The organism is Mycobacterium sp. NPDC050853 (genome assembly GCF_040653875.1).
Classification (GTDB): domain Bacteria; phylum Actinomycetota; class Actinomycetes; order Mycobacteriales; family Mycobacteriaceae; genus Mycobacterium.
The window spans coordinates 302,868-327,236 of sequence record NZ_JBFAGW010000001.1; the positions used below are offsets into that span (position 1 = coordinate 302,868).

The window sequence follows — 24,369 nt, forward strand, 5'->3', positions numbered from 1 at the left end:
AGTGGAGCTGACCTGGGTATCCATCAGGGGATAGTGCGAGGATGCTGCAGTGACGCCGTTGTTGAACGCCCACCGATACGGTCCCGATGAACCCGCGCGCCTGCTGGCACTGCATGGACTCACCGGACACGGCAAGCGCTGGGCGCCGCTGTTCGATGAACACCTGTCCGATGTGCCGACCCTGGCACCGGACCTGCTGGGGCACGGACACTCCCCCGCGCCCGCGCCGTGGTCGTTGGAGGCGCATGCCGACGCGGTGGCCGCCGTGCTCGACGAAACGGAGACCGGGCCCATCGTGGTGGTGGCGCATTCATTCGGCGGCGCCACGGCGCTGCACTTGGCGGCGCGCAGACCAGACCTCGTGAAGTCGCTCATACTCCTCGATCCGGCAATCGGACTGGACGGCGACTGGATGCGTCAGATCGCCGAGCAGATGGTGGCCTATCCGGACTACACCGACCGCGCCGAGGCGAAGTCGGACAAGGTCGCGGGTGCCTGGTCGGACGTACCGGATGAGGTCATCGAAACCGAGCTCGACGAGCACCTGATCCAATTGTCCAACCTTCGGTGGGGCTGGCGCATGAACCTGCCCGCCGTGGTCACCGCCTGGAGCGAGCTGGCGCGCGATATTGCCCTACCGGCCAACACCATTCGCGTCACGTTATTACGGGCCACCCGCACCTCACCACCGTATGTGACGACCCAGCTTCTCGACGCGCTCCAGGCCACACTCGGCGACCGATTCGAACTGATCGATATCGACTGCGATCACATGGTGTCCCAATCCCGACCTGCGGAGACCGCTGCCGCGATACGGTCACACCTGTAGTTAGGAAGACCATGGCTGCCGAAGAGCCGCGTGCACGAAGAGAGTCCAACCGCGTTTCCGAGGAACAGGTCGAACTGGTGCGCTCGCTGGTCGCATCCATCCCGACAGGGCGGGTGGCCACCTACGGTGACATCGCCGACGCGGCAGGGCTTTCCAGCGCGCGGATCGTGGGGTGGATCATGCGCACCGACTCTGCCGATCTGCCCTGGCATCGCGTCATCGGCGCGAGCGGTCGCCCAGCACCGCATATCCTGACGCGTCAGCTCGAACTACTGAGGGCCGAGGGCGTATTGGCGACGGACGGACGTATCGCGTTACGCGAAGTCCGCCACGGCTTCTAGCGCACCCGACACCACCGTGGCCGAGGTGAACCGTCGCACCACCAGATCTACGATCTCGGGATGTACACCCAACGGTCGTGCGACGCCATCGGCACCGCACCCATTGAGGCGCTCTTGAAACAGCCCATGTGCCAACAGGTATGACGCGATGAAGACGCGGCGGCCGGTCGCGCGCACATCCGCGACCACGTCGGCCACCCGCGGCTCTCCGGTAGCGATGTAACCCACCCGGACGGGTCCGGTGTGACGCGCCAACATACTTGCCGCGATATGAACCTCATGGCGGGCACGGGGATCCGAGGAACCCGCCGCGGCAAGCACCACCGCATCACCGCGGCGCCATCCGACCTGACGTAGCCGCTCTGCCATGACGCCGGCCAACACGGGATCCGGCCCCAACGCTTGGGTGACAGCCACGGCCGGATGTCCGCTCATTTCAATATGCTGCGGAATATCTTGCCGCACATGATATCCCGACGCCAAGAAGGCCGGAACCAACACTGCTGGACCTTCGATCGTCGAGAGCACTTCCGACGGCGTCGGGCCCAGCACGTCGACGAACGCGGTGCGTACCGAACCCACGCGCCGCGCCACCGCCTCCGCGAGGGCCGCAATATTCTCCACCCCGGCGGCCGACCGGGTTCCGTGTGCGACCAGAACGAGCTCATACCCGGATGAGCCGCTTGCGCGAAGACCATCAACCATGACATTCCCCAATCGTGGTCGGGTCGATTGCCAGCCGGTAACCCCGTTTGACGACTGTCTGAATCACTTTCGGTGTGCCGAGCGCGGACCGCAGACGGGTCATCGCCATCTCGACCGCATGGGTGTCATCTCCGCCTCCGGGCAGTGCTGCCAACAGGTCCTCGCGGGATACCACCTGGCCGGGGCGCACCATCAGCCGCTTCATCAACGCCATTCCCGCTGGGGAGATCTGCCGCGTCTCGCCGTCGACCGCGATCCCACGGCTGCGCACGCTGACGACGTGCCCGCCGGCGTGGAAACGTGGTGCACGCCTGGTCAGTTCGTCTGCCATGTGCCGGGCTAATGCGCCCAGCCGGGCCCGTTCGGGCTGCGTCGTCCGCACACCCAGGACCTCGAGCGGTGCGGCGGTCACCGGTCCGACACACAGCGGCGCCACCCTTCCCCGCAACGCGGACAGCAGCTCATCCAATCGGCCGGTTGCCTTGGCACGACCGAGCATTGACGCCACCGCAGGGGCGCTCGTGAAACTCATCCCGTCCAACTCGGCGTTAATGGCCATGGAGATCATGCGGTCCATTGGCCGCTGATCCTCTGGCGGCTCCCAGCGGTAAACCGGCACCCGGATCACCTGTGCACCAGCGATTGTCAGCGCCTCGCATAGATCAGCGATGGGTTCCCATTCGGTTGCGGCACCATGAAGCTGCACCGCGATACGCCGCCCCTCCACACCCTCTTCAAGCAGCCGATCCAAAACTTCCGCGGAGGACTCCGATGCGGGCGACCACTCTTCGCGCAGCCCCGCTTGGCGAATCGCCCCGGTGGCCTTGGGTCCGCGGGCGACCAGGCGCCCGGATTCGAGCGCCGATTTGAGACTGTCGGCCACGCCCCACTCATCGGCGGCCTCGATCCAGCCACGGAAGCCAATTCCGGTGGTGGCCACCGTGACATCTGGTGGGTTGGCGATGACAAGTTCGGTGGCGCGCTGCAGCTCGGCATCGTCGGCCAACGGGATGATTCGGATCGCTGCGGCGTGCACGACGGCGGCGCCGCGGCGCTCCAAGAGCGCGATCAATTCCTCTGACCGGCGGGCAGCCGTGACACCAATGGTGAACCCGTCGAGCCGACGATCCTGCTCGTTAGGCGGCAACCGCGTCCCGGTGTCGACTCCTGAGCATTCCGATTTCGACATTTCCATTGCTCACCCGCACCTCGAAGACTGGCAACCGGCGCGACGCATCATCGAGGCAACGCCCGTCTATTAACGAGAAGACCTGCTTGAGCAGCGGTGACGCCACAGTCGGCTCGCCGCCGCGATCACCGGTCAAACCACGCGACATGACGGCGGCCTGGCCGTATGGATCCATGTTACCGACCGCATACAAGTCACCACTTGGCAGCAGAAAAAGCGCGGCCTGCACATCGTCCGGCAATAGCACCGCCACACCGCGGCCCGGGGTGAGCGAATCCACCGCGCAGGCCGTCGACCACACGTACTGGTACCGCTTAAATCTGGGGCGAGCATCCAGGATCGTCATCTCCGGCCTTTCTTCTCGTTCTGTTGTGTCATGTCTACCGGCCTCGTGTTACCCGAGTATTACCAGCGCAGGCGCGTCATGTTGCCGGCTCGGCGGCCGGCCTGATTCCCGGCGTGCCCAGTAGCACCGGAACCTTTCGCGGGCCGGAATCGTCGAAGGCGATCGTCGAATCGACCTGGTCCGGTGCGTTGACGAAGGACACGAACCGACGGAGTTTGTCCTCATCGGCGAGTACAGCCGCCCATTCGTCGGCGTATCCCTCGACGTGGAGGGCCATAGCGGCTTCCAGTTCCTCGGCGATCCCGAGCGAGTCCTCGCATACCACCGCCCGGATGTGATCCAGGCCGCCCTCGATCGCTTCCTGCCAAGGGGCGGTGCGCTGGAGCCGGTCCGCGGTGCGGATATAGAACATCAGGTACCGGTCGATGTACTTGATCAGCGTTTCGGAATCCAGATCGCCGGCAAGCAATTTCGCGTGCACGGGAGTGGCGCCACCATTGCCCCCCACATACAGGTTCCATCCGTTCTCCGTGGCGATGACGCCGACGTCCTTACCGCGGGCTTCGGCGCATTCCCGTGCGCACCCGGATACACCCATCTTGAGCTTGTGCGGGGAACGCAGACCGCGGTAACGCAATTCGAGTTCGACGGCCATTCCCACCGAATCCTGGACCCCGTACCGGCACCAGGTCGAACCCACACAGCTCTTCACGGTTCGCAGCGACTTGCCATAGGCCTGCCCGGACTCCATGCCGGCATCGATGAGCCGTTTCCAGATCAGCGGTAGCTGCTCGACACGGGCACCGAACAGATCGATGCGCTGACCGCCGGTGATCTTGGTGTACAGCCCGAATTCCTGGGCCACCTCACCGATCACGATGAGCTTCTCCGGCGTCACCTCCCCACCGGGGAGCCGCGGCACCACCGAATAGGTGCCGTTCTTCTGCATATTGGCCAGGAAGTGGTCATTGGTGTCCTGCAGCGCTGCCTGCTCGCCCTCCAGGATGTGGTCGCTGGAGGTCGACGCCAGGATGGACGCCACAGTGGGTTTGCAGATATCGCAGCCGGTTCCGCTGCCATGCTTGGCGATCAGCTCCGAGAAGGTCCGGATACCCGTCACCTGCACCACCTGGAACAGCTCGGCACGCGACTGGGTGAAATGCTCACACAGCGCTTTGGACAGCTCGACGCCCTGCGCGGCAAGGATCTGCTTGAGCATGGGAATGCAGCTACCGCAGGATGTTCCGGCGCAGGTGGCCGCCTTGATGGCGGGCACATCGGTAGCACCATCGCAGATCGCACCGCAGATCGCACCCTTGGTGACCGCGTTGCACGAACAGATCTGTGCGTCATCCGGCAGCGCACCGACGCCGATCTCGGCGCCTGCCGGGGAGATCAGCGAGGCCGGGTCGGCCGGCAGTTCCCGGCCCAGCATGGGGCGCAGCGTCCCGTAGGCACTGGCATCTCCGACGAGGATGCCGCCCAACAGGGTTCGCGCATCGTCGGAGACCACAAGCTTGGCGTAGGTGCCCTTGGTGGCGTCGTTGAAGACGACTTCCAAAGCGCCGTCAGAGGTACCGTGCGCGTCACCGAAGCTGGCGACGTCGACGCCGAGCAGCTTAAGCTTGGTCGACAGGTCGGCGCCCGGGAACTCTGATTCGCCGCCGAGCAGCCGGTCGGCGACAATCTCCGCGGTGGTGTAGCCGGGGGCAACCAGCCCGTAGCAGCGGCCCTCGATCGCGGCCACCTCGCCGATCGCGTAGATGTGTAGATCGCTTGTCTGGCAACCAACGTCGGTGAAGATACCGCCGCGTTCGGCCAGTTCCAGCCCGCACTCACGGGCCAACTCGTCGCGGGGGCGGACGCCTGCCGAGAACACCAGCATCGCAGCGTCGATCGCCGAGCCGTCCGACAGCTGCACGGACAGCGATCCGTCCGCCGCCGTCTCGATGGCCAAGGTGGAGACGCTGGTGTGCACGGTCAGCCCCAGCTCGGTGACCAATCGGGTCAGCAGCGCGCCGCCGCCCTCGTCCACCTGCAGGTGCATAAGACGGGGGTTGAGTTCGACAACGTGGGGGGTCATACCCATGAGGCGCAACGCATTCGCGGCCTCCAAGCCCAGCAGGCCGCCACCGATCACAACACCTGCGGCGCCGGGCGCCTTGTCGGCTGCGGCCTTGATCGCGTCCAGGTCATCCATAGTGCGGTAGACGAAACAGCCCGGCGCGTCGCCTCCCGGCACCGGCGGCACGAACGGGTAGGACCCGGTCGCCATCACGAGCGCGTCGTACGGCAGCTCCATACCGGATTCGGTGGTAACAGTCTGGTTGGCGCGGTCGATGCTGACGACGCGGTCACCAAGGTGCAGCGCCACCATCGAATCCCCGGAATAGTCGTTTCCGGTGAGCGCCAGTGCCTCCCGTTCCCAGCCGTCGATGTACGAGGACAGCGCCACGCGGTCGTAGGCGGCGTCGGCCTCCTCACCGAGGACGGTGACCTGCCATTGGTCGGTGGCGTCCCGCTCGCGTAGCACCTGGACGAATCGGTGGCCGACCATGCCGTGACCGATCACGACAACATTCTTATTCATGACTTTCACACCGCCACTTGGTCTTTGGAATTGGACATGGCCGGAGCCGGCACACCCACCGGACGTCGCACATACGCGTACCAGGTGACTGCGGCGCAGACGACATAGAAGGCGAGGAACACCCAGAACGCCATGGTGGCCGACTTGGCAGCGCTGAGGTAGGAGGCACGCAACACCAGGTTGATGGCGACTCCGCCGAGGGCGCCGATCGCACCGGCCACACCGATCAACGCGCCCGACATGGTTCGCGACCACGTCTCGTCGTGCCCGGCGCTATGCGCCTTGGCGGCGAAGATCGACGGAATCATCTTGTACACCGAGCCATTGCCCAGTCCGGACACCACGAACAGGATGATGAAACCGATTACATACGCGGACATGATGGTTCCGGAGGGCGCCCCCGCCGCACGGTCATCGATCGTTCCCGCGGTCACCAAGATCCCTGCGCCGAAGATCATCGCGACGAATGCGTAGAGAGTGATTTTGCCGCCGCCGACGCGATCCGAGAGCCACCCGCCCACCGGCCGTGTAAGCGAGCCGAGCAGCGGTCCGATGAATGCGATCTGGGCCGCATGCAAAGACGCCTGCGCCGCCGCCTGGGCCGGAGTAAGGCCGCTGTGCGTCAGCCCGGCAAGGAAGTTCAACTGCAGCACCTGGCCGAACGCGAAGCTGAATCCGATGAACGACCCGAACGTGCCGATGTAGAGGAAGGCGATGATCCACGAATCCCGGTACTTCATCACGTCGATGAGCGAGCGGCCATCGGTCCGCTGGTTCGCCAGGTTGTCCATAAACAGCGCCGCACCAACTGCCGCGAAGGCGATCAGAACCAGGTAGATCGCTGCCACCCAGTGCGGCGACCGGTTCCCGGCTGTCGAGATGACGAGCAGGCCGATCACCTGGATTACCGGCACGCCGATGTTTCCGCCGCCGGCGTTGAGCCCGAGCGCCCAGCCCTTGAACCGTTGCGGGTAAAAGGCATTGATATTGGTCATCGATGAGGCGAAGTTACCGCCGCCGAATCCTGCGACCGCCGCCACGATCATGAAGGTGGTGTACGAGGTTTCGGGGTGACCCATGAAGTACAGCGTGAGCGCGGTCGGGATCGCCAGCACCAGAGCGCTGAAGATGGTCCAGTTGCGGCCGCCGAACCATGCGGTGGCGAAGGTGTAGGGCAGCCGCAGCACGGCTCCCACCAAAGTCGGCATGGCGACCAGGAAGAACTTTCCGGCCGCGTCGATGTGATAGACGTTCTGCGGCATAAACAGAACCATCACCGACCAGATGGACCACACGGAGAATCCGACGTGTTCGGCGACCACCGACCAGATCAGGTTGCGCCGCGCGACTTTCGCGCCACCGTTATCCCAGGCAGCGACGTCCTCGGGATCCCAGTTCTCAATCCAGCGTCCGCGCCGTGCAATTGGGGCTGTTGCCGTGTCATTCGCCATGCAAGCACGGTAGAAAAATGTTGTTGCGGCGGCGCTGCTGGCGATGACCGAACCATCACAACTCGCTCACACGAGTCTGTCATGTGACGGTGAGCAGACCGGCAACTCCCGGCGAATGCGTCACAATGACGTCGTAACGTGACGTGCGTTACAGCGTGAGTCGCACTAGCGCCGCGGTACGTGCCAGTCCTGGGAAGGACTCCGCCGACGAGCGCGGATGCAGCGCATGCACGGCCAACCGGAAGACCAACGCCCGTAACAACATCTGCGGCCACTCCGGCAGCGTCGCCCAGCGTTCGATGAGACCGTCGTCCGCGTCACCCCAGGACAGCGCGTCCACCACGGCGACACCGGCCGCCCATGACGCGGGCCGCCAATACGGCGTGATGTCGGTAATGCCGGGTGCGGCGGCACCTGCGAAAAGCACAGTGCCGTACAGGTCTCCGTGCACCAGCTGCGGCGGGCTCTTGGTTGGCCGACGCAGGCTCGCCAATTGGTTGATCAGGTCGATGGATCGCTGGCCGTCGGGCGAGCCGGGCGACACCCGGGCCGCCGAGGGCCAGGACTGCAGCGGCCGGTCTTCCCAGGCCGCGCGGTCGGCTGCGATGAATACGTCAACATCGGCCCACGGCGCCACCGGAGGCTGGGTGAGGAAACGGGGACGTTCCAGCTTGGATGTGGCCTCATGCAACCGCACCGACAGCGAGACGACCTCGTCGTGCCGAGGCTCGGGCGCACCGGCGACGAATGTGTCCGCACGCCAACCCGATACGACATAGCGCCCGTCGGTGGATCGAACGGGCCGGGCCAACCGCACTCCGTCGACGAACAGGGTGTCGCGCACCTTGGCCGACCAGGCTGCACGCGCATGGTCGGCTACCAGTGACAACACCACTTCACCGCAGCGCCAGCCGCCCTCCCATGTCGGGCCGAGCTGGACTGGTTTGACGCCGCTGAGCCCGTAAGTCGCGAGCACATGCTCAGGCGGGCGGTCCACAGTCACGCGGGATACGTTACCGCCTGCAATGAACTGGGTTGTGTTCGCTCGGTGTTCGTGTCGGTGGTCACAGATGGCACGTCGGCATATTTGGCTGTTGCTGTTGCCAATCGATCAGTACATGACCATGTCGGGGTCCACCTGCTTGGCCCACGCGGCGATACCACCCTGCAGGTGTACCGCGTCGGCGAAACCCGCCTTCTTGACGGCCACAAGCGCCTCTGCCGACCGGATCCCGGTCTTGCAGTACAGCACCGCCTGACGGTCCTGCGGCAGCTTGGCAAGCCCCACTCCGGACTCGAGGGTCGACTTGGGCACCAACTCGGCACCGTCGATGTGGACGATGTCCCATTCGACGGGTTCGCGCACATCGATGAGCGCCACCTTCTTGTCGGCATCCAGCAATTCCCGCAGCTCACGAGGGGTAATGGTGGAATCGGCGACCGCGGCGGAGGCCTCATCGCTGATCACGCCGCAGAAGGCGTCGTAATCGATGAGCTCGGTGATCTTAGGCGTGGCCGGATCCTTGCGGATCTTGATGGTGCGGTACGTCATATCGAGCGCGTCGTACACCATGAGCCGGCCGAGCAGCGTGTCACCGATTCCGGTGATCAGCTTGATCGCCTCGGTGCCCATCACCGAGGCGATGGAGGCGCACAGGATGCCCAACACACCGCCCTCCGCGCATGACGGCACCATCCCCGGAGGCGGCGGCTCGGGGTACAGATCGCGGTAGTTCAGGCCGAGCCCGTCGGGCGCGTCCTCCCAGAAGACCGACACCTGCCCCTCGAAGCGGTAAATGGAGCCCCACACATACGGCTTATGCGCGAGCACCGCGGCGTCGTTGACCAGATAGCGCGTCGCAAAGTTGTCGGTGCCGTCCACGATCAGGTCGTACTGCTTAAACAGATTGACCGCGTTGTCGGGGTCTAACCGCAGCTCATGCAGCCGCACCTCGACCAGCGGGTTGATCTCCAGGACCGAATCGCGCGCGCTTTGCGCCTTGGATCTGCCGATATCGGACTGGCCGTGAATGATCTGGCGCTGCAAGTTGGACTCGTCGACCACATCGAAATCGACAATGCCGATGGTGCCGACTCCGGCTGCTGCCAAGTAAAGGAGCGTCGGAGATCCGAGCCCACCGGCGCCGATGACCAGCACCTTGGCGTTCTTGAGACGTTTCTGCCCATCCACGCCGAGGTCGGGGATGATCAAATGCCGGCTATACCGGGCAACTTCTTCGCGGGTCAGATCCGCGGCGGGACTTACCAACGGCGGCAATGTGGGCACCGTGACTCCTGTGATTCGGGTTCCTCAGGGCTGGCTGAGAGGGCTATAGCTGCATCAACAGTATCGGGATGCCAACCCTTCCCGGAGTCAGGACTGCCCCTACGGAATCGGATAGGGCCAGGGATTGGTGCGGCAGCTCTTGCCGTCGGGCTTGATCGAATCCTCGTCGAATTTCGCCGCATCGTTGTTGTTGGTGCTGAACGTCTGCTGCATCATCACCGGCGCCAGCTGCTGGTCCTGCTCGCACGGTTCGTGAACCCGATAACCGATGGCATGTCCGACTTCGTGGTTGATGACGTACTGGCGATACGACGTGATGTCCCCCTGGAACGGGACGGCGCCGCGCACCCAACGCGCCTCATTGATGAACACGCGCCGATCACCGTTCTCGCCGTATCTCGGGTTATAGCAAGAGGCTTCGAGCTGAATCTCGTAACCGCACCCCTCGCGCACCGTCTCAGGGGAGGTCAACGAGATTCGGAAATCGGGTGTGCCCGAGTCGATCCGGACAAACCCGAACTGAGGGTTATGTGTCCAGCTCTTCTGGCTCGCCAACGTCTCGGTAACCATGCGCGCAAAGAGATCGTCACCGCCAAAACCCATGGTGTCGATGCCGTCCTCGACCTCGATGGTGTACGAGAACACCTTCGCGGCACCCGTCCCGATCTGCGGTGTCGTGCCCGGCACGATGTGCCAGGACTTGGCGCCCGCGTCGGTAAACGGCTCACCCGCCGGCAACACACCGATGGACAGACTCGCATCGAATTGGGTGAGCCCCTTGGGCGGGGCACCGATGATCGCGTCGCCAAGCGCCCCGATGGAGGGTGGATCGGCAACGGGTTCGTTGGGGCCGGTACCCGCATGTGCCTGTTCACGCTGCGTGACTGTCTGGTACCCGACGAAAACGGTCAACGCCACCAGCAGCGGGATGGCATATGCGCGCCATCCATAGGTGGAAATGAAGCGACCGAGCCAGGTCTGCTTGCGCCAGCGGTCGCGGTCGCGCCGGTCGGAGCGGATGCGCCCGCTTCCTTCGGCGAGCGGATCGCGTTGGGCGCGCAATGGCTCGTAGCGTTGGGAGGACTCCTGCACCGGAAGTCGACTCATGGTTTCTGGCATGGACCTACGATTATGCGCCCATTGATGCGGCTCGTAGGTCACGGAGCAAGAATGGCATAGCGACAGGCCATCACGCCTCGGGCACGCCGCCGGGTGTCAGGAGTACTGTCCGTAGTTCGGGTCCAAGCGGATTCAATTGGCCGCTTGAGATGGTGCAGGCGACCATTGGGGCGCGTGCGCGTAGAGGATAAGGACATGAGTGATCTTGCGAATGTGGCCGGCCGTCGAGGAAGGGTGAACTCGACGGTGGCGACGCAGGATTCGACTCAGGGAAACACACGTCGTGGCGCGCGACTGCCCCGCGATGAGCGTCGTGGCCAGCTGGTCGCTTCTGCCAGTGAGATATTCGTCGACCGCGGCTACCACGCCGCAGGCATGGACGAGATCGCCGACCGGGCCGGAGTGAGCAAACCTGTTCTGTACCAACACTTCCCAAGTAAGCTAGAGCTGTATCTGGCGGTCCTGCAGAAGCATGCCGAGAACCTGGTGTCCAGTGTGCGACAGGCTCTGCGCACCACCACCGACAACCGTCAGCGGTTGCGCGCCGCCGTGATGGCGTTCTTCGATTTCGTCGAGCACGACAGCCAGGGCTACCGGCTGATCTTCGAGAACGACCTCGTGGGCGTCCCGCAGGTCTCCGCACGCGTCGAGGGTGCCATCAGCGCCTGCACCGATGCGGTATTCGACCTGGTCAGCCACGATTCCGGCCTAGATCCGCACCATGCACGCATGGTGGCGGTCGGTCTGGTCGGCATCAGCCAGGTGAGCGCCCGCTACTGGCTGGACAACGAGAAGCCGATCTCCAAAGACGACGCGGTCAACGCCACGGTCGGATTCGCGTGGGGCGGGCTCTCACACGTTCCGCTGCAAGCGCTCGACTAACCGCTAAAGCCGACGCGGCGCGCGTCGGCAACACCGATCTCCACGTACGCGATCCTGGCGGCCGCGATCAGGTACTTCCGCCCCTTCACGTCGGTGAGGTTCAGCACATCAGATTCCTTGGACAGCGCCGCGGATACGACCTTCTCGACGTCAGCCGGGGCCTGATCACTAGAAATGACCAGCTCGCGCGGGCTATCTGTGACACCGATCTTTATCTCCACCAGGAAACCTTCCAAGGTCATTAAGCGTGTACTGCAGAGGTTAGCCCACGCGGTTTAGGCCGACACACCTCGTATGATCGCGGCCGCCCGTTAATCACAGCAGTAACATCAGTACCAGGTTTCACATTGAGAAGAGGCGCTGATCATGGTCGGTTATCGCGGAGATTCTCGGCAATCGAACGACTACGAGCCCTACGACGACCCGTATGACTCCCGGACGACCCCGCAGTACTCCGAGTACTCGGGGCTCGACGAGGACTTCGAGTACGGGCCTCCGGGTTCCAACGAGAACTGGAAATGGGTCGCGTCGATTGCCGCGGCAGTGCTGACGATCGCCGTGATCGCGACCGCTGTCGTGCTCAGTGGAGGCGACGACAAGCCGCCGGCCTCCGCCATCACCACGCCCGTGCCGTCACTGACGCCGGTGCCCACCACTCCCCCTCCGCCGCCATCCGCGACATCGGTGAAGCCGTCGACGACAACCGTGACGACCACTCCCGTTCAGGAAACGCCGAGCACGGTCCCGTCCACGGAGGCACCAGCACCCGAGCCGCCGCCGTCGAACCCGATGCTGCCGCCGGAAGGCCAGCGACCGATCACGCCCGCGGCGTTCGCGTACTACGTGACCGGTAACCAGACACCCGGTGATCTGCTCACGATCACCTATACCGACGGCAACGGTTCAACGCGGACCGTGCTCGGAGCCTCGCTGCCGTGGACGATGATCGTGACTCCGAGCCCCGGGATCGTGGGCGGCTCGATTACCGCAACGAGCTTCGCCAGCCAGATCAACTGCTCGATCAGCAATAGCGAGAACCAGATGCTTGCGGTGCAGAACGGCAACAGCATCATCGCCCGCTGCGCCAAGTAGTTCCCTAGCGGCTCGTTTCCACCGGTAAACGGGTATCTGCCTGCGGTTTCAAGATCTTTACAGAAAGATGGAACCAGACTGGAGGCGGGCACCGTCGTACCCCGGTGAGAGCAGAGTTCTAGCTAGTGGGAGGGACGACGTGGCGCCAAGACCACCACATCCGTTCAATTGGGGCGGCTTGTCGGAGGAAGACAAGAAGCGCTACCAGGGTATTGCCGCGGGGACGACCCATATGCAGGCAGAGGCCGGGCGCACCCAAGCGAAGGACCTCCTCGAGGCAAAGCACATCATCGATGAGATACGCGAAGACCTAGGTGACCTCACTGTAGGAAAAGGCTTCAACGACACACTTCCTACCGGCGGCGAAGTGACCGGTCATTACGTTACCGAACAGCGAACGGTCACCGCGGAACTACAGGCCGCAAGCCTTCTATACGAAACGATGGCTAACGAGTTCCTGGCAATGGAGTACGCCTACCTTCAAACAGAACAAGCGAACGCTCAAGGCCTCCAGAAATGGACGAAAGATGGCGCCGCTGTCACCGAGATAACCGTCTGATGCACCTGTACAAGTCGGCTATTGGTATCAGCGCCATCGCCATGGTCGCACTAAGCGCTGGATGTAACTCAGCGGTCGACGGGCAACCACTCTCGGCAATCTCGAAAACCACAGGATCGAACACCAGCAGCAGCGCGCCCACGGTCACGAACACGCTGCCCGGGCCGCATCCTCCGCCGAATCAGTTCACGGACGGCACTTCTTTCGATCCCTGCTTTGCCTATTCGTCCTCAGAGATTGAATCGTGGGGAGTATCCCCTTCCAATGTTGTCGACGTGGGAGCAGATAACGAATTGGTTCGTGGATGTCGGTGGAGGGGAGACGGTTGGAACGTATCGCAGCTAGTCGCCAACCGGACGGTCAGTGAATTTCTGGCCTATCCCGACGCAAAGTCGACAGAAATCGGCGGATTACAGGGCGCCGTTTACTGGAATCCGCCAGGCACCCGTGAACGGTGTGAAGTCGTACTGCCCTCTCAACGAGCGGTAGTGAGCACTGGAGTTCATGTCCTTGACTCAAAGGCTGAGCGAACGGTCCCCGATCTATGCCAAAAGGCCATTGACATCGCGGCACAAACCGCACCACGGCTACCAAGATAGGCGCAAGGGAGGAACCCATGGGTGATGACGGATGGCGGGGCAAGCGGCACCAGCCAATTCAAGACCAACTGAATCAGGTGAATCCAGAGACCGTTCAGGAAGCCGGGAAGAAATGGACCAATATCGGCGAAAAGATAGACTCAGCTAACCGATATCTCAAAGCGACCAGGGACAGGATGGATGACCCCGATTTCTGGACTGGAAAAGGCCCGGAGGCAGCGCAGGACAAACTTGACCGGGGCTACAAGGCCGCAGTGCCACCAGCAGATCTGGCAAAGAAAATCGGCGATGGCCTCGACGAGGATTCGAAGATCCTTCAAGGCGCTAAGGCAGTAGCCGCCAACAATCCTGAACCGCAGTATCCGCAAATACCCGGCAATCTACCGCCGATTGGACAATCAGCACTCGTCGCGCAGTATGAGGCAGATCGCCTGGCGAAACTCGCGAAGATCCAACACGAGGCACAGACTTTCTACACGGACGCGCTTATGCGAAAGCGGCCGAGCATGCTGGATCAGCTCGGCAGCATTGAGAAACCCCCACCTGGGTTTCCACCGTCTGGCGGACGAAGCGACGGAGCTGGAGGCGGCGACACCGGTGGAACCAACGGCTATCCGCAGAAGCCAGCGAGCCCCGGTGATACGAAACCCGCTTCCAATGAGGGCGCAGGGGCAGGTCAAGGCCAGGGCGGCAGCCAAGGTTCCGGCCAAGGTTCGGGTGCAGGTGGCGGCAACCCAGCCGGTGGAGGCACGGGTGGTGGTTCCGGCGCGGGTTCTGGCCTAGGTACTGACCCCAAAGGTGGCTCCGGCTACTCCCCCTACGGGGGTAACACCACTGCCGCCGGCTACAGCCCGACATCCGCCGCCGGTACAGGAACCGGAGCTGGCCCTGGCGCGCTTCGCGCCGGCGGTTTGCCGTCAGGTGCGGGCGCAGGAACTGGAGGCGCCGGCAGCGGCGCAGGCGGGACAAGTGGTCGCGGTGGCGGCTTCGGTATGGGCGGTATGGGCATGGCGCCCATGGGAGCTCACGGTGCCCGCGGCAAGGGTGAGGATGACGACGAGCACGAGCTCCCGAGCTACCTCGTCAACATGGACAACGGCAGCGAGCTGTTCGGCAACCTACCCAAGGCGTCGCCCGGCGTGATCGGCGACTGGTCCGAGCACGACGAGGCCGAAAAGCGCCGCGAGGAAGCCGAGATCCGTCGGTACAAGTCGATGGGTTGGAACGTCAAGTACCAGTAGGTCCCTACTACCCCAGGCCGAGCACACCCATCCGCTCGGTGTGCGCGCTCTGCAACCGCTCGAAGAACTCGTTCAGATTCCCGAGGCCGGCGTCACCGGACATCACCAGCTCGGCGAGCTCGTCGTGCCGAGCCAACACATGCTGTGCCTGCGTGATCGCCTCACCGAGCAGCCGACGGCCCCACAACGTGAGCCGATTGCGCTGCTGCGGGTTGTCCGTGACGGCCTCACGCACCTGTGCGATGACGAACTCCGAATGCCCCGTCGTACCCAGCACCGACTTGAGCACGGCCGCCGACTCACCCGGCAATGACGCGACCACCTCGCCGTAAAAGTCGGCAGCCAACGAGTCTCCGATATACGCCTTGACCATCGCCTCCAACCAGGTGTGCGGCAGGGTCAGCGAGTGGTAATTCTCCAACGTCTTGACATACGGATCCATGGCCTTGAGTACGTCAACTCCGTTGGCCTCCATGGCGTCTCGCAGCGTCTCGTAGTGACGCATCTGCGAGGCGGCCATGCTGGCGATCGCGATCTTGCTCGCCAGATCGGGAGCCATCTTGGCCTCGTCGGTCAACCGGTAGAAGGCCGCGACTTCGCCGTATGCGATCACCGCGAAAAGCTCATTGACACCGGGAGGATCGAGGTCCGCAGTCATGCCTGGAACTCTAGTCGGGCGCCCACGTGAGGACATCGATCCGCGCGGCAAACCACGGCGAATCGGAAAATCGCAGCTTGCCCGCTACCATGGAGAAGGAACGAACCCGCTGCCAGGGAGTTCTTCCACTGAAAATGTGCGTGCACGTGCCGCCGCTGGCCATGTCCAGCCGGGCCCGGCCCCGTCGAATCTGACTTACCGATCGTGCGCGCTGAGCGAAACACGAAAGGTACGTACAACTAACCATGAGCCATATCGAGCACACCTTTGCCCAACTCGGGGTCCGCGACGAGATCGTCCGGGCACTGCACGAGGTCGGCATCGAGCATCCGTTCGCTATCCAGGAACTCACCCTCCCCCTCGCCCTCGGCGGCGCAGACCTCATCGGCCAGGCCCGCACCGGTATGGGCAAGACCTACGCCTTCGGCGTCCCGCTGCTGCATCGCATCGCCACCGGTGTTGAGGACCGGCCGCTCAACGGCACGCCTCGAGGCCTGGTGGTGGTCCCGACCCGCGAGCTGTGCATCCAGGTCTACGAAGACTTGACCAAGGCATGCAAGTACCTGTCGGCCGGTGACCGCGACTTCACCGTCACCGCCATCTACGGCGGACGGCCCTACGAGTCACAGATCGAGGCACTGCGCGCCGGAGTCGATGTTGTCATCGGCACGCCGGGTCGTCTCCTGGACCTCGCTCAGCAGGGTCACCTGCAGCTGGGTGGTCTGGCCATGCTGGTGCTCGATGAGGCCGACGAGATGCTCGACCTGGGGTTCCTGCCCGATATCGAACGCATCCTCGCGCTGTGTCCCTCCGCCGAAGCGGGACGGCAGTCGATGCTGTTCTCGGCGACGATGCCCGACGCCATCATTACGCTGGCCCGTACCTTCATGAACCGGCCGACTCATATCCGCGCCGAGGACCCGCAGGCTTCCTCCGTGCATGACTCGACAGAACAGTTCGTGTACCGGGCACACGCCCTGGACAAGATCGAACTGGTCAGCAGAATCCTGCAGGCCGAGGGCCGAGGCGCCACCATGGTCTTCACCCGTACCAAGCGGACCGCGCAGAAGGTTTCCGACGAGCTCGCCGAGCGCGGCTTCGCCGCGGGCGCCGTGCATGGCGACCTTGGGCAGATCGCCCGCGAGAAGTCGCTCGCGTCCTTCCGTGCCGGCGAGATCGACGTGCTGGTCGCCACCGACGTCGCGGCGCGCGGTATCGACATCGACGACGTCACTCACGTCATCAACTACCAATGCCCCGAGGACGACAAGACCTACGTGCACCGCATCGGCCGCACCGGCCGCGCCGGACGCACCGGCATCGCGGTCACCCTCGTTGATTGGGACGATGTCGCACGCTGGAACCTGATCGACAAGACGCTGGGCCTCGGCGTACCCGATCCCGACGAAACCTATTCCACCTCAGCGCATTTGTTCACCGAGATGAACATCCCCGCCGGGGTAACCGGATCTGTCGGCACGAAGTTCGCAGGCGGACAGAAGCGCCGCGAACCCCGTGCCGAGCGTTCCGAGGGTTCCGAAAGCGACAAGCCCAAGCGCACCCGCGCGCCGCGTCGGCGTACACGCGCAGGCGAGCCCGCCGACGGCGCGGCCGCCGAAGCGCCCGCGGCGGTGGCCACCGCGGAAGGTGACCAACCTGCTCCTGCGCGGCGTCGTCGCCGGCGTCGACCGGCTGCGACCACCGCCTCGGCGTGATCGCACCGGAGCGGCGCACCCGGGCCGACATCATTGCCGCAGCGGTGATCGCTGTCGTGGTCGTCGTAACCGGTGCCACCATCTGGTGGACCAGTGATGCCCGCGCCACCGTGAGCCATCCCGCGGCGGGCGACGTCAAACGTCCGATGACTGCTACCCGGGTTCCCGACTCGGTCCGCGAACTGTGGTCCAGCGCGAGCGGGGCCACGAAGGCTCCAGTCATCGCAGGCGGTGCCGTTGTCAGCGCCGACGGGCACGATGTGGTGGGCCACGATCCGGTGACCGGAGCGCAGCTGTGGTCCTACGCGCGCGGCAATCTCGATCTCTGTGGTGCCATCGGGTTCATCGATGACGCGGTCGCCGTCTATCGGGACGCACGTGGATGCGGCCAGGTCACCATGATCGACGGACAGACCGGGCGCCGAGGCGCGTTGCGCAGCAGTGCAAATGATCCGAAGGTATCGCTGTCGACCGACGGCACCTACGTGCTGGCGCTCGGCAGTACCCGGCTCGAACTGTGGCGTTCGGACATGGTGCGCACCCTGGAGTACGGGCGAGTGGTCGCTCCCCTTACCCCCAACAGTCAGCCCCGCGTCGACTGCACGCTGAAATCGGGTGCCGTCGGGGCCAGCGTGCTCGCGGTACTGGAAACCTGCCCCCAGGACCCCACCTTGCGGCTGACGCTGCAGAAGCCGACACCAAAGGACAACGACAAGCCTGAGGAGCTCTACTCGGCGCCCTTGCCTGGGGTGGAACGCGGCTCCGCCGCCAGGGTGCTCGCGGTCGCGGACACCCGGTCAGCGGTGTACCTATCGGGAACCCACAACGAGCTCGTGGTGTTCGACGACCACGGGATGCGAGTCGGTGCGACGGCGCTGCCGAGTGCGGTGGTCCAGTCGAATGCAGCCGCGCAAGCCGGCGAGGTTGTGACCTGGTGGACGGGTAATCAGGTGCTGGTGCTGAGTGCCACCGATCTCGCCTACCGATTCGTGCTGCCCACCACCAGAAGGCCCCTGGGGCCGGGCACTGCAATGGCCGGTGAGCTGTTGGTCCCCGTCGAGGGTGGCATCGATGCCTACAACATGGCCACCGGAGAGTTCCGGAAGTTCATTGCGGTGCAACGGGATCCGGCCGACGAGAAGGGTCCTATCATCAGCGCCGTTGTCGGCAACACCGTCGTCGAACAGCGGGGCTCGCGCATCTTCGCGCTGGGGTAGTTCACCGCATTACGTAGGGCGGCCACCATGGATTTAGTAGACAACGCGAGTCTTCGCAAGGCAGTACGCGCATTCGCCGCCGAACCCGGGCAGCAGCGGGTCTACGACGTACTCCGTGCCTGCATGTACGGCGAGGTCCTCTTCGACATCACCGGATCGGACCCCCTTGTCCAGGGTTCCATTCCGTTCCCCACTGGTGCCCGGCTCCAGATCCGCGGAGGAACCGGACCCGACGGAGGCCGGGCACTATTCGTCTACACATGCAATGAAGAGATCGCTCGGCACCATCCCCCAGGTGCGAACTACCAGTCGCTCGTCCAGTCGGCCGCAAGCGCACTCGAACTGGCTCGGAGCCAGGGCGACCGTTGGCTATACATCGACCCGGCGGGCCCAACCTGCGCATTATCGGCCGAGGAAATCGATTTCGCCGTGCGGAATCCGCGCAATGACTCAATCAGGGACGCAGTCGAACTTGTCGCGCTAGGACAGGCCGACCGGCAATCGGTGTTAGACCTCCTTCGTCAGGAGGGCCCGATCCTGCTCGGCGCCGATGACCGCACAGTTCCGGGAACGGTCGCCACCCGTAGGACACAGCTCGCTGACGGTTCCCTCGCACTCGTCGCCTTCACCAGCGCTCCCGAGGTAATCGGGTACGTCCCGTCCGATGCAGTAGTCGCTGTGACGACGCAGAAGGTGCTGGAGGTCGTCATCCGAGACGGGTACGCAGGCCTGGTCATCAATCCGGCCGGACCATCGGTCTTCGTTCCGTCCGCGGAGATCGCAAGTATCTGACGACACCCCGATCGGGCTACGCCTCAGTCCACGGGCGGCGAGAAGGTCGGCATGGCCTTGCCGCTCTTCCAGTGCTTCACCAGGCTCTGCGCCAGCTCGCGATAGGCCAGCGCACCCTTGTTCTTACGGCCTGCCAGCACCGATGCACCCGACGCGCTCGCCTCCGCGAACCGCACGGTCCTCGGGATCGGCGGTGCCAACACCGGCAGCTCGTAGCGATCAGCCACGTCCAGCAGGACATCGCGACTATGGGTGGTCCGCGAGTCGTACAGCGTCGGCAGCGCACCGAGCAGCGTCAACCGCGGATTGGTGATCTGCTGGACATCGGTGACCGTCCGCAAGAATTGACCGACACCTCGGTGCGCCAGCGTCTCGCACTGCAGCGGCACCATCACCGAGTCAGCGGCCGTCAAGCCATTCAGGGTCAGCACACCCAGCGACGGCGGGCAGTCGATGATCACCACATCGAACTCATCCCCCAACGATTCGAGCGCCCGCTTCAGCGCGTACTCACGCCCGGCCCGCATCAACAGCATCGCCTCGGCACCGGCCAGGTCGATGTTCGCGGGCAGCAGCGTCAGATCCTCGCTGGTGGTGACCAGCGCCTCCTTGATATCGGCCTGTCCCAGCAGCACGTCGTGCACCGAGACCCCCAGCCGGTCCGGGTCCTGCCCCAGCGAGAACGTCAGGCAGCCCTGTGGATCCAGGTCGACCAGCAGAACCTTCTTGCCGGCCTGCGCCAAGGCCGCACCCAGCGACGCGACCGTCGTGGTTTTCGCTACCCCACCCTTTTGATTGGCTACCGCCAGCACCCGAGTCACGCCCACATACTGGCACGCCGAAGATGATCGCGACGGAAGTCGGTACGGCACAATCAAGCTGTGCCCACCCCCCAACACCGAATGTTGTTGCTACGCCATGGTGAAACTGAGTGGTCAAAAATCGGCAGACATACCGGGCGCACCAACCTGGACCTCACCGAAACCGGTCGCGCCCAGGCCGTGGCGGCACGCGAGGTGCTGGGCAATCTTGACCTGATTGATCCGCTGGTCCTGAGCAGTCCGCGCAGGCGCGCGATCCAGACAGCAGAGCTGGCAGGTCTCACGGTCGGCGCCATCGAAGAGGACCTCGCCGAATGGGACTACGGCGACTACGAGGGTCTGACGACCCCGCAGATCCGTGAGGACGACCCGGGCTGGTTGGTGTGGACACACGGCTGCCCTGGCGGCGAGTCGGTGGCTCAGGTCCAAGCCCGCGCCGATCGGGTGATCGCCACGATCGCCGCCGAGCTCGCCCAACGCGATGTGCTCCTGGTGGGCCATGGCCATTTCTCCCGCTCCCTCATGACCCGGTGGATCGATCTTCCGCTGGAAGAGGGCACCCGACTTGGTATGGCCACGGCCTCAGTCGCGGTGGGCGGGCACGAGCACGGTCAGCGCCAGGTGGCCGCACTCGGACTGACCAGCTACCGGCACCCGGTACCGTCAATCTGACATGACGGCCATCGGAATCCCCGCGCGCCCACATTTCGTGATGTCGCGGGCCGCCGACGCGCTGTACGCGTATGGCCACGAGACCGTCTACAACGACATCACCACCGCCGCAGAAGCGCTGCGCGCCGGACGTCATCAGATGCTGGTAGGCGCACTGCCCTTTGACACCTCGAAACCGGCAGCGCTGACGGTGCCGGTGACGGTTCGACGCGGACAGCCCCAAGAGTTCTACGGCACCATGCCGAATATCGTTGTAAAACAACAGATACCGGAACCCGCCGAGCATCTACGGCGCGTCACCGAGGCCATTGAGGTGCTCCGCGATACCAACGGCGGGCTGTCCAAGGTGGTTCTTGCGCGCGTACTCGAACTGCAGGCCGACGCTCCCGTGGACGCGTTGGTGCTGACACATCGGCTGATCCGAAACGACCCCGACGCCAACAGTTTTTGCGTGGACCTCTCCCCCGCGGGCGACCGATTTCGCGGCCGCACCTTGGTGGGCTGCAGTCCCGAGCTGTTGGTGGAACGCCGCGGAGACATGGTGATCTGTCACCCCTTCGCCGGTTCCGCCCCACGGTCCAAGGATCCGTCACTGGATCGGCGTACGGCCGAAGACCTTGCGGGCTCACACAAGGACCGGCACGAACATTCAGTGGTGATCGATCAGCTGCGCGAAGATCTTGCATCGTTGTGCGTCGACGTCCAGGTCCCACCGGAACCGACCCTCAGCAGTACCGCGGCACTCTGGCATCTCAGCACATCCATCAGCGCTAGATTGCGCCAAAGCTCCACCACAGCACTCGATTTGGCGTTGGCTTTGCACCCGACCCCAGCGGTATGCGGCACGCCCACCGAATCGGCGGCCGATCTGATCGCGCGCATTGAGGGCGAGCGCGGGTTCTACGCCGGCGCGGCCGGCTGGTGTGACAGTTCCGGGGACGGTCGATGGGTCGTCTCGATCCGTTGCGCCGAGCTTTCGGCCGACGAAACCTTCCTTCGCGCCTACGCCGGTGGCGGCCTGGTCGCCGAATCGGACCCGCAGGACGAACTATCGGAGACCACAGTCAAATTCCGGACCATACTGGCAGGGTTAGGAGCCGAGATTGAGTAGCACCCAGATTCGCCGCGCCACCGAGGCCGACGTCCAGGCCATCGTCGGGCTCATTGAAGACCTCGCGGAGTACGAGAAGGCGCGCGACGAATGCCTTATCACCGAAGAGCAGCTCCGAAAGGCGTTATTCGGTTCGACTCCAGCACTTTTCGCCCATGTCGCGGAGGTGGACGGAGTGGTCTGCGGCACCGCCGTCTGGTTTCTGAACTTCTCCACCTGGACCGGATACCACGGCATCTATCTTGAGGACCTGTACGTCAAACCAGAGCAGCGTGGCGCCGGGTTGGGCAAGGCGTTGTTATCGGCGCTGGCCGCCGAATGCGTGGCCAACGGCTACACGCGACTGGATTGGGCTGTGCTGGACTGGAACACACCGTCCATCAAGTTTTACGACTCGCTCGGCGCCAACCCGCAATCCGATTGGATCACCTACCGGCTGTCGGGGCCCGCACTGGCGGAGCTGGCCTCGGACCGCTGAGGTTATTCGGATTCGTCAGCGCCGATCTCGTCACCGGCGGCCCACATCTGGGCGGTGGGACTGAACAGCAGCGCTAGGGCGGCCACGGCGACGATCGCGATAGGCACGCCAAGTGCGGGTTGGTGCGACCCCACGGCCGCGTACCACGCGACGGGCAGTAGCAGCAGCTGCATCATCACGGCGATCCCTCTACCCCAACGTTTCCCTATGACGAGCGCAAGACCCCCCGCCAGTACCGCGGTGCCGAATATCGCAAACCAGGCCGCGGTGCCGTACCCATTGACCAGGTGCTGGTCCGCGCCGCTGGCCGCTCGCACCACCAGGAGCACCGCGATCACCAAGCCTACGGCGCCTTCACCGGCAACAATCATCCCTGCGCGGCGAACGGTGTTCGGAACGGCTGTGGTCACACGACAAGCCTAGGTGGGTCCAACCCGGCTAAGCTCATGCCCCGTGCGTGCGGTGCTCATAGTGAATCCCAATGCCACGTCGACGACGGCGGCCGGCCGTGACCTGCTGGCTCATGCGCTGGAAAGCCGTGTGCACCTACAGGTTCTGCACACAGATCACCGCGGCCACGCCAGTGAGCTGGCTCGCCGAGCCGCCGACGAGGGTGCGGCGGTCATCGTCGTGCACGGTGGCGACGGCACGGTCAGCGAGGTGGTGAACGGACTACTGGGACAGCCAGGGCACCCGGCGCCGGGTCCGCTGCCCGCCATCGCAGTGGTGCCGGGCGGATCAGCCAATGTGTTCGCCCGAACGCTGGGCATGTCCGCCGACCCCGTTCAGGCCACCAACCAAGTCGTCGATCTCCTGGACGAGCACCGCCGCGACCAGCGGCGATGGCGCCGAATCAGCCTTGGGCACTGCAGCGAGCGCTGGTTCATCTTCAACGCGGGTATGGGTCTGGACGGCGAGGTGGTCGCCGCAATGGAGGCCCACCGCAACAAGGGCAAGCAGGTCACAGCGGGGCGCTACGTGACGCGCGCGGTGCTGAGCTTCTTTCGCGCCGCACGACGCCAGCCGACGCTCACGGTTGAGCTGCCCGGCCACGAGCCCCAAGCGGGCGTCCATTTCGCCTTCATCAGCAATTCCAATCCGTGGACATATGCCAACGAGCGCGCCATCTGGACGAATCCGGGCACCGGTTTCGAGAGCGGTCTGGGCCTATTCGCGTCAAAGAGCATGAACGTGATGCCGAATCTGGGCCTGGTTCGGCACATGGTGGGCGCACCGCGCCCCGACCGTCCGGCGGCCCGGCACCTGCTGCGCGAAGACGACCTCCCGTGGGTGCGGGTGCGCTCGTCGGCGCCGATCGCCACGCAGGTCGACGGTGATTTCCTTGGTATGCGCAGCGACCTGACATTCACCGCCGTACCCGACGTTCTCGACGTGGTGGCCCCGGCAAAACCCGCCGACACGCCTTCCTGAGCCCGACTCGACGCGCAATAGTGTTGGGCGCCAGTCCGTTCCAGCCACAGCCGACTCACAGGCACAAGGCGATCCACGTCACATCGGGGCCGAATCAGGCGTACTACATTGCGTAGTCATGTCCCTCGAGGTCGTGACGTTACTCACGGGTAGCGGTTGACGACCTGGGAAAATAGGTGAATATCGCCAGATTCAAGGCGTAGATTGGATAAGTGTAGTACAAACGATTATGGAGTCCGCGGAC

Annotated in this window: 26 protein-coding genes; 14 read left to right on the plus strand and 12 right to left on the minus strand. The window is 64.2% G+C overall.

Annotated elements, in window-relative coordinates; genetic code table 11:
- The first annotated feature begins 49 nt into the window (after window positions 1–49).
- Window positions 50–829 carry an alpha/beta hydrolase gene (locus tag AB0H22_RS01510; protein ID WP_180748433.1) on the plus strand — a complete coding sequence of 260 codons (780 nt, stop codon included), beginning with the start codon at window positions 50–52 and terminating at the stop codon, window positions 827–829.
- An 11-nt stretch (window positions 830–840) separates the two neighbouring features.
- Complete coding sequence (locus tag AB0H22_RS01515) at window positions 841–1,170, plus strand: MGMT family protein (RefSeq protein ID WP_180748434.1); 330 nt, start codon at window positions 841–843, stop codon at window positions 1,168–1,170.
- Here AB0H22_RS01515 and AB0H22_RS01520 read toward each other — a convergent pair.
- The 8 genes from AB0H22_RS01520 to AB0H22_RS01555 all read right to left on the minus strand — a co-directional run bounded on the left by AB0H22_RS01520 (window position 1,144) and on the right by AB0H22_RS01555 (window position 10,857).
- Window positions 1,144–1,875, minus strand: a complete 732-nt coding sequence (locus tag AB0H22_RS01520) for a sirohydrochlorin chelatase (protein ID WP_358144330.1) — start codon at window positions 1,873–1,875, stop codon at window positions 1,144–1,146. The genes AB0H22_RS01515 and AB0H22_RS01520 overlap by 27 nt on opposite strands.
- Complete coding sequence (locus tag AB0H22_RS01525) at window positions 1,868–3,022, minus strand: uroporphyrinogen-III synthase (RefSeq protein ID WP_180749681.1); 1,155 nt, start codon at window positions 3,020–3,022, stop codon at window positions 1,868–1,870. Before AB0H22_RS01525 ends, AB0H22_RS01520 begins: the two co-directional genes overlap by 8 nt.
- Complete coding sequence (nirD, locus tag AB0H22_RS01530) at window positions 3,012–3,365, minus strand: nitrite reductase small subunit NirD (protein ID WP_180749680.1); 354 nt, start codon at window positions 3,363–3,365, stop codon at window positions 3,012–3,014. The genes AB0H22_RS01525 and nirD overlap by 11 nt, the downstream gene beginning before the upstream one ends.
- 121 nt (window positions 3,366–3,486) lie before the next feature.
- The gene (nirB, locus tag AB0H22_RS01535; protein WP_180748436.1) at window positions 3,487–6,000 is read right to left on the minus strand and encodes a nitrite reductase large subunit NirB; all 2,514 of its coding nucleotides are present in this window, start codon (window positions 5,998–6,000) and stop codon (window positions 3,487–3,489) included.
- Window positions 6,001–6,005: 5 nt separating this feature from the next.
- The gene (locus AB0H22_RS01540) at window positions 6,006–7,451 is read right to left on the minus strand and encodes a nitrate/nitrite transporter (RefSeq protein WP_358144332.1); all 1,446 of its coding nucleotides are present in this window, start codon (window positions 7,449–7,451) and stop codon (window positions 6,006–6,008) included.
- A 148-nt stretch (window positions 7,452–7,599) separates the two neighbouring features.
- Entirely contained in the window at window positions 7,600–8,454 is an 855-nt protein-coding gene (locus tag AB0H22_RS01545; protein WP_180748438.1) for a TIGR02569 family protein, read from the minus strand.
- Between the two features lie 108 nt (window positions 8,455–8,562).
- Window positions 8,563–9,738, minus strand: a complete 1,176-nt coding sequence (gene moeZ / locus AB0H22_RS01550; protein WP_358144336.1) for an adenylyltransferase/sulfurtransferase MoeZ — start codon at window positions 9,736–9,738, stop codon at window positions 8,563–8,565.
- A gap of 99 nt (window positions 9,739–9,837) precedes the next feature.
- Window positions 9,838–10,857, minus strand: coding sequence for a DUF3152 domain-containing protein (locus AB0H22_RS01555; protein WP_180748440.1), 1,020 nt, complete (start codon window positions 10,855–10,857; stop codon window positions 9,838–9,840).
- A 195-nt stretch (window positions 10,858–11,052) separates the two neighbouring features.
- On the opposite strand from AB0H22_RS01555, the gene AB0H22_RS01560 reads away from it, so the two are divergent.
- Window positions 11,053–11,739, plus strand: coding sequence for a TetR/AcrR family transcriptional regulator (locus AB0H22_RS01560; RefSeq protein ID WP_180748441.1), 687 nt, complete (start codon window positions 11,053–11,055; stop codon window positions 11,737–11,739).
- On the opposite strand, the gene AB0H22_RS01565 is transcribed toward AB0H22_RS01560, so the two are convergent.
- Window positions 11,736–11,960: a DUF3107 domain-containing protein gene (locus tag AB0H22_RS01565; RefSeq protein WP_180749682.1), complete on the minus strand. Its 225-nt coding sequence runs from the start codon at window positions 11,958–11,960 to the stop codon at window positions 11,736–11,738. The two genes, AB0H22_RS01560 and AB0H22_RS01565, sit on opposite strands and share 4 nt — an antisense overlap.
- Window positions 11,961–12,105: 145 nt before the next feature.
- Here AB0H22_RS01565 and AB0H22_RS01570 point away from each other — a divergent pair, with 145 nt between their 5' ends.
- The 4 genes from AB0H22_RS01570 (at window position 12,106) to AB0H22_RS01585 (ending at window position 15,230) form a co-directional block, all read left to right on the plus strand.
- On the plus strand, window positions 12,106–12,831 hold the full coding sequence (locus AB0H22_RS01570) for an MmpS family transport accessory protein (RefSeq protein WP_358144340.1): 726 nt from the start codon (window positions 12,106–12,108) through the stop codon (window positions 12,829–12,831).
- 139 nt (window positions 12,832–12,970) lie between these two features.
- Window positions 12,971–13,390: a hypothetical protein gene (locus tag AB0H22_RS01575; RefSeq protein WP_358144342.1), complete on the plus strand. Its 420-nt coding sequence runs from the start codon at window positions 12,971–12,973 to the stop codon at window positions 13,388–13,390.
- Between the two features lie 41 nt (window positions 13,391–13,431).
- Window positions 13,432–13,989: a DUF3558 domain-containing protein gene (locus tag AB0H22_RS01580; RefSeq protein WP_358145990.1), complete on the plus strand. Its 558-nt coding sequence runs from the start codon at window positions 13,432–13,434 to the stop codon at window positions 13,987–13,989.
- Between the two features lie 17 nt (window positions 13,990–14,006).
- Window positions 14,007–15,230 (plus strand): hypothetical protein, encoded by a 1,224-nt coding sequence (locus AB0H22_RS01585; protein ID WP_358144344.1) that lies wholly within the window; start codon window positions 14,007–14,009, stop codon window positions 15,228–15,230.
- A gap of 7 nt (window positions 15,231–15,237) precedes the next feature.
- On the opposite strand, the gene AB0H22_RS01590 is transcribed toward AB0H22_RS01585, so the two are convergent.
- Window positions 15,238–15,888, minus strand: coding sequence for a ferritin-like fold-containing protein (locus AB0H22_RS01590; protein ID WP_180748446.1), 651 nt, complete (start codon window positions 15,886–15,888; stop codon window positions 15,238–15,240).
- 245 nt (window positions 15,889–16,133) lie between these two features.
- Between AB0H22_RS01590 and AB0H22_RS01595 the strand changes: the two genes are divergently transcribed.
- Genes AB0H22_RS01595 through AB0H22_RS01605 form a run of 3 tightly spaced genes read left to right on the plus strand, consistent with a single transcriptional unit; the run spans window position 16,134 to window position 19,612 of the window.
- Window positions 16,134–17,603, plus strand: coding sequence for a DEAD/DEAH box helicase (locus AB0H22_RS01595; protein ID WP_180748447.1), 1,470 nt, complete (start codon window positions 16,134–16,136; stop codon window positions 17,601–17,603).
- Complete coding sequence (locus AB0H22_RS01600) at window positions 17,600–18,820, plus strand: hypothetical protein (protein WP_358144348.1); 1,221 nt, start codon at window positions 17,600–17,602, stop codon at window positions 18,818–18,820. The genes AB0H22_RS01595 and AB0H22_RS01600 overlap by 4 nt, the downstream gene beginning before the upstream one ends.
- Before the next feature lie 27 nt (window positions 18,821–18,847).
- The gene (locus AB0H22_RS01605; RefSeq protein ID WP_358144350.1) at window positions 18,848–19,612 is read left to right on the plus strand and encodes an SseB family protein; all 765 of its coding nucleotides are present in this window, start codon (window positions 18,848–18,850) and stop codon (window positions 19,610–19,612) included.
- A 23-nt stretch (window positions 19,613–19,635) separates the two neighbouring features.
- On the opposite strand, the gene AB0H22_RS01610 is transcribed toward AB0H22_RS01605, so the two are convergent.
- On the minus strand, window positions 19,636–20,439 hold the full coding sequence (locus AB0H22_RS01610; RefSeq protein WP_358144353.1) for an AAA family ATPase: 804 nt from the start codon (window positions 20,437–20,439) through the stop codon (window positions 19,636–19,638).
- A 54-nt stretch (window positions 20,440–20,493) separates the two neighbouring features.
- Between AB0H22_RS01610 and AB0H22_RS01615 the strand changes: the two genes are divergently transcribed.
- The 3 genes from AB0H22_RS01615 to AB0H22_RS01625 are packed head-to-tail and all read left to right on the plus strand — an operon-like array spanning window position 20,494 to window position 22,694.
- Entirely contained in the window at window positions 20,494–21,105 is a 612-nt protein-coding gene (locus AB0H22_RS01615; protein WP_358144355.1) for an acid phosphatase, read from the plus strand.
- Between the two features lies 1 nt (window position 21,106).
- Window positions 21,107–22,216, plus strand: coding sequence for an isochorismate synthase (locus AB0H22_RS01620; RefSeq protein WP_358144357.1), 1,110 nt, complete (start codon window positions 21,107–21,109; stop codon window positions 22,214–22,216).
- On the plus strand, window positions 22,209–22,694 hold the full coding sequence (locus AB0H22_RS01625) for a GNAT family N-acetyltransferase (protein WP_180748453.1): 486 nt from the start codon (window positions 22,209–22,211) through the stop codon (window positions 22,692–22,694). The genes AB0H22_RS01620 and AB0H22_RS01625 overlap by 8 nt, the downstream gene beginning before the upstream one ends.
- 2 nt (window positions 22,695–22,696) lie before the next feature.
- Here the strand turns inward: AB0H22_RS01625 and AB0H22_RS01630 are convergent, their stop codons facing one another.
- Window positions 22,697–23,104, minus strand: coding sequence for a hypothetical protein (locus tag AB0H22_RS01630; RefSeq protein ID WP_358144359.1), 408 nt, complete (start codon window positions 23,102–23,104; stop codon window positions 22,697–22,699).
- 43 nt (window positions 23,105–23,147) lie between these two features.
- On the opposite strand from AB0H22_RS01630, the gene AB0H22_RS01635 reads away from it, so the two are divergent.
- Window positions 23,148–24,125, plus strand: coding sequence for a diacylglycerol kinase family protein (locus AB0H22_RS01635; RefSeq protein WP_180748455.1), 978 nt, complete (start codon window positions 23,148–23,150; stop codon window positions 24,123–24,125).
- Window positions 24,126–24,369: the final 244 nt, after the last annotated feature.

Bases quoted from the DNA above. Each gene is read 5' to 3' on its own strand.
- AB0H22_RS01560 (WP_180748441.1), top strand. From the start codon at position 11,053: ATGAGTGATCTTGCGAATGTGGCCGGCCGTCGAGGAAGGGTGAACTCG.
- AB0H22_RS01540 (WP_358144332.1), bottom strand. From the start codon at position 7,451: ATGGCGAATGACACGGCAACAGCCCCAATTGCACGGCGCGGACGCTGG.
- AB0H22_RS01595 (WP_180748447.1), top strand. From the start codon at position 16,134: ATGAGCCATATCGAGCACACCTTTGCCCAACTCGGGGTCCGCGACGAG.
- AB0H22_RS01605 (WP_358144350.1), top strand. From the start codon at position 18,848: ATGGATTTAGTAGACAACGCGAGTCTTCGCAAGGCAGTACGCGCATTC.
- AB0H22_RS01515 (WP_180748434.1), top strand. From the start codon at position 841: ATGGCTGCCGAAGAGCCGCGTGCACGAAGAGAGTCCAACCGCGTTTCC.
- AB0H22_RS01620 (WP_358144357.1), top strand. From the start codon at position 21,107: ATGACGGCCATCGGAATCCCCGCGCGCCCACATTTCGTGATGTCGCGG.
- AB0H22_RS01580 (WP_358145990.1), top strand. From the start codon at position 13,432: ATGGTCGCACTAAGCGCTGGATGTAACTCAGCGGTCGACGGGCAACCA.
- AB0H22_RS01555 (WP_180748440.1), bottom strand. From the start codon at position 10,857: ATGCCAGAAACCATGAGTCGACTTCCGGTGCAGGAGTCCTCCCAACGC.
- AB0H22_RS01520 (WP_358144330.1), bottom strand. From the start codon at position 1,875: ATGGTTGATGGTCTTCGCGCAAGCGGCTCATCCGGGTATGAGCTCGTT.
- AB0H22_RS01570 (WP_358144340.1), top strand. From the start codon at position 12,106: ATGGTCGGTTATCGCGGAGATTCTCGGCAATCGAACGACTACGAGCCC.
- nirB (WP_180748436.1), bottom strand. From the start codon at position 6,000: ATGAATAAGAATGTTGTCGTGATCGGTCACGGCATGGTCGGCCACCGA.
- AB0H22_RS01590 (WP_180748446.1), bottom strand. From the start codon at position 15,888: ATGACTGCGGACCTCGATCCTCCCGGTGTCAATGAGCTTTTCGCGGTG.
- AB0H22_RS01585 (WP_358144344.1), top strand. From the start codon at position 14,007: ATGGGTGATGACGGATGGCGGGGCAAGCGGCACCAGCCAATTCAAGAC.